5 protein-coding genes are annotated in these 3,297 nt (G+C 71.7%); 2 read left to right on the top strand and 3 right to left on the bottom strand.

Going from position 1 to position 3,297, the window contains the following annotated elements; all coding sequences use genetic code 11:
* Positions 1-213 (bottom strand): DUF993 family protein (locus tag AB0C29_RS39955; RefSeq protein ID WP_360832026.1); only part of this gene is annotated, 213 nt, incomplete at its 3' end.
* Entirely contained in the window at positions 210-1,364 is a 1,155-nt protein-coding gene (locus AB0C29_RS39950; RefSeq protein WP_360832023.1) for a Gfo/Idh/MocA family oxidoreductase, read from the bottom strand. The genes AB0C29_RS39950 and AB0C29_RS39955, both read right to left, overlap by 4 nt.
* 102 nt (positions 1,365-1,466) lie before the next feature.
* Here AB0C29_RS39950 and AB0C29_RS39945 point away from each other — a divergent pair, with 102 nt between their 5' ends.
* A complete protein-coding gene (locus AB0C29_RS39945) occupies positions 1,467-2,489 on the top strand; it encodes a LacI family DNA-binding transcriptional regulator (protein WP_360832020.1) in 1,023 nt (340 codons plus the stop codon).
* Here the strand turns inward: AB0C29_RS39945 and AB0C29_RS39940 are convergent.
* On the bottom strand, positions 2,486-2,719 hold the full coding sequence (locus tag AB0C29_RS39940) for a zinc ribbon domain-containing protein (RefSeq protein ID WP_360832017.1): 234 nt from the start codon (positions 2,717-2,719) through the stop codon (positions 2,486-2,488). The genes AB0C29_RS39945 and AB0C29_RS39940 overlap by 4 nt on opposite strands.
* A gap of 3 nt (positions 2,720-2,722) precedes the next feature.
* Here AB0C29_RS39940 and AB0C29_RS39935 point away from each other — a divergent pair.
* A partial coding sequence (locus AB0C29_RS39935) for an acyltransferase family protein (RefSeq protein ID WP_360832015.1) occupies positions 2,723-3,297 on the top strand: 575 nt, incomplete at its 3' end.

The following is a 3,297-nucleotide window of genomic DNA, read 5'->3' as shown; positions in this document are numbered from 1 at the left end:
CGTCGTTGAGCTTGCCCAGGTCGCCGTAGCGGTCGCGCAGCCAGTTGCGGAAGGCCGCGGCGCGCCCGGCACGTTCTCGGCGGCGGGATCCGCCACGACGTGGGCCGCGGCGTAGGCGACCCGGCTGGTGAACGGCGCCCCGGGCGTGGCCCACTCGGCACCGGCTCCGGAAAGGGTCAACGGCCCGTCCGGCAGTTGCAGGATCCGGCTCACTGCTCCAGCTCCGGGATCTCGATGCGGCGGCCCTCGCGGGCCGACTGCAGGCCGAGCTCGGCCAGCTGCACCCCGCGCGCCCCGGCCCACAGATCCCACGTGTACGGGGTGTCCTCGGCGACGTGGCGCAGGAACATCTCCCACTGCGCCTTGAAACCGTTGTCGAAGTCCTCGTTGTCCGGCACTTCCTGCCACTGGTCGCGGAAGGAGTGGCTCAGCGGCAGGTCGGGGTTCCACACCGGCTTGGGCGTGGTGGCCCGGTGCTGGATCCGGCAGTTGCGCAGGCCCGCCACGGCGCTGCCCTCGGTGCCGTCCACCTGGAACTCGACCAGCTCGTCGCGGTTGACCCGGACGGCCCACGAGGAGTTGATCTGCGCCACCACACCCCCGTCGAGCTCGAAGATGCCGTACGCGGAGTCGTCGGCGGTGGCCTCGTACGGCTCGCCGCGCTCGTCCCAGCGCTCGGGGATGTGGGTGGTGACGTGGGCGGTGACCGCGCGTACCGGGGCGAAGAGCTGCTCCAGCACGTAGTGCCAGTGCGGGAACATGTCCACCACGATGCCGCCGCCGTCCGCGGCCCGGTAGTTCCAGCTCGGGCGCTGGGCGGCCTGCCAGTCCCCCTCGAAGACCCAGTAGCCGAACTCGCCGCGGATCGACAGGATCCGGCCGAAGAAGCCGCCGGTGATCAGCCGTTCCAGCTTGCGCAGGCCGGGCAGGAACAGCTTGTCCTGCACCACGCCGTGCTTGACCCCGGCCGCGTCGGCCGCGCGGGCCAGCTCGATCGCGCCGTGCAGTGTGGTCGCGAGGGGCTTCTCGGTGTAGATGTGCTTGCCGGCCTCGATGGCCAGCCCGATGGCCTTCTCCCGTTCGCTGGTCACCTGGGCGTCGAAGTAGATCTGCATGTCGGGGCGGGCCAGGGCCGCGCCGAGATCGGTGGTCCACTCGGTCAGGCCGTGGCGGGTGGCCACGTCCCGCAGCTTGGCCTCGCTGCGGCCGACGAGCAGCAGCTCCGGCCAGAGCACGGAGCCGTCGCGCAGCGGCAGCCCGCCGCTCTCCCGGATGGCGAGCAGGGAGCGGACCAGGTGCTGGCGATAGCCCATCCTTCCGGTGACACCGTTCATGACGATCCCGATCGGGACGCGAGCGGACATGGGCCGACCCCCTCAGGTAAGCGCTTTCCCGGCAGGTTACCGGCGCGCGGACACTCCAGGCAAGCGGTTGCCCCCGGCCGCTGATGGACTAGTGTTCACGGCGTGGCGACTCTCGCGGACGTCGCGCGGCGGGCGGGGGTCTCGACCGCGACCGTGTCCCGCATCATCAACAACAGCCCCAAGCCGGTCGCCGAGGCGCTGCGCGAGCGCGTCCTCGCGGCCGTCGCCGAGCTGCAGTTCGTCCCGAACGCCAACGCGCAGCAGCTGGCCCGGGCCGACCGCACCGCCGTCGGTGTCATCGTGCACGACGTCTCGGACCCGTACTTCGCCGAGATCACCCGGGGCCTGCAGCGGGTCGCCACCGACCACGGCCGGCTGGTCATCATCTGCAACAGCTACCGCGATCCGGAGCGCGAGCTCGCCTACGTGGACCTGCTGCACGCCCACCAGACCGCCGCGATCGTGCTGGCCGGCTCGGGTTACGTCGACGCGCCGATCACGGCCCGGCTGGACGGCAAGCTGCGCCTCTACCAGAGCACCGGCGGCCGGGTGTCGGTGATCGGCCGGCACGAGCACGCCGGTGACGCCGTGGTGCCGGAGAACGAGCCGGGCGGTTATCTCGCCGGGGACGCGCTCTACCGGCTCGGCCACACCGCCATCGGGGTCATCGCCGGGCCGCGGCACCTGACCACGACCACCGACCGCCTCGCCGGGCTGCGCCGTGCGGCCAAGGAGCACGGGCACCGGCTGGGCGCCAAGCAGGTGATCTACGCCGACTTCGACCGCAACGGCGGTGCCGCGGCGGCCGCGACGCTGCTGGAGCAGAATCCGGGACTGACCGCCATCGCGGCGCTGAACGACTCCATGGCCGTGGGTGCCCTGGCCTGCCTGCGGGAACGCGGGATCGACGTGCCCGGGCAGGTGAGCCTGATCGGCTTCGACGACATGCCCATCTCGGTCGACGTGACGCCGCCGCTGAGCACCGTACGGTTGCCCTTGGAGGAGATCGGCGTCCGCGCGATGTCGCTGGCCCTGCGCGACGGTGACCGGGACGGCCCGCTCGTGGAGCACGCGGCGGCCAAGCTGGTGCTGCGCGGCAGCACCGCCGCCCCGCCTGGACACTAGGCCGTCAGCTGGGCCACGTGCCGCGCGTCGACCGCCTCGGTGACCCCGCAGTTGGTGCACTGCATGAAGTAGCGGGCCGGGCGCACCGGGAACAGCGGGATGAAGAAGAGGCTGAACTTGGTGGTGCGTTTGATCAGCACCTGCGCCACCGTGGCACCGCAGTAGGCGTGCAGCAGGGTGGGGGCCGCGATCCGGCGGTCCGAGGACTTGAATCCGAAGATGAGGAACACGCGTTGACGGTACCCAGCCACCGCGAGCCCACACCCGGACGGCGCCCGGCACTGGACACCCTGCGCATCGTGGTCGTGTACGGCCTGGTGTTCTTCCACGCGGCGCTGGTCTTCGACGCGAGCGACGACTACTACATCAAGAACGAGGAGACCACCGGCGCCACGACCGTGCTGGCCGGGCTGGCCGTGGTGTGGGCGATGCCGCTGCTCTTCCTGGTCGCGGGCATCGGCGCCCGGCACTCGATCCGGCGGCGTGGGGCGGGTGGCTTCGCCGTCGAGCGGCTGCTGCGCCTGGGTGTGCCGCTGGTCTTCGCCACGCTGACCATCGTGCCGGTGCCGCCGTGGCTGCGGCTCAGGACCGAGCCCGGCTACGACGAGAGCTACTGGGAGTTCCTGCCCCGGTTCCTCGATGTGCGGTTCGCGCCGGCCGACTTCCCGTTCGTCCTGCGGGGTGACGAGTTCGAGACCGGACATCTGTGGTTCGTGGTGCTGCTGCTGGCCTTCTCGCTGCTGCTCGTGGCCGCAGTCGCCCGGCTGCCCGCGACCGCGCGGCGGCGGGCGGTCGAGGTGGCCGCCGC

Source organism: Actinoplanes sp. NPDC048791 (assembly GCF_040650095.1).
Taxonomy (GTDB): domain Bacteria; phylum Actinomycetota; class Actinomycetes; order Mycobacteriales; family Micromonosporaceae; genus Actinoplanes.
This window is presented reverse-complemented; position numbering and strand designations above follow the sequence as displayed.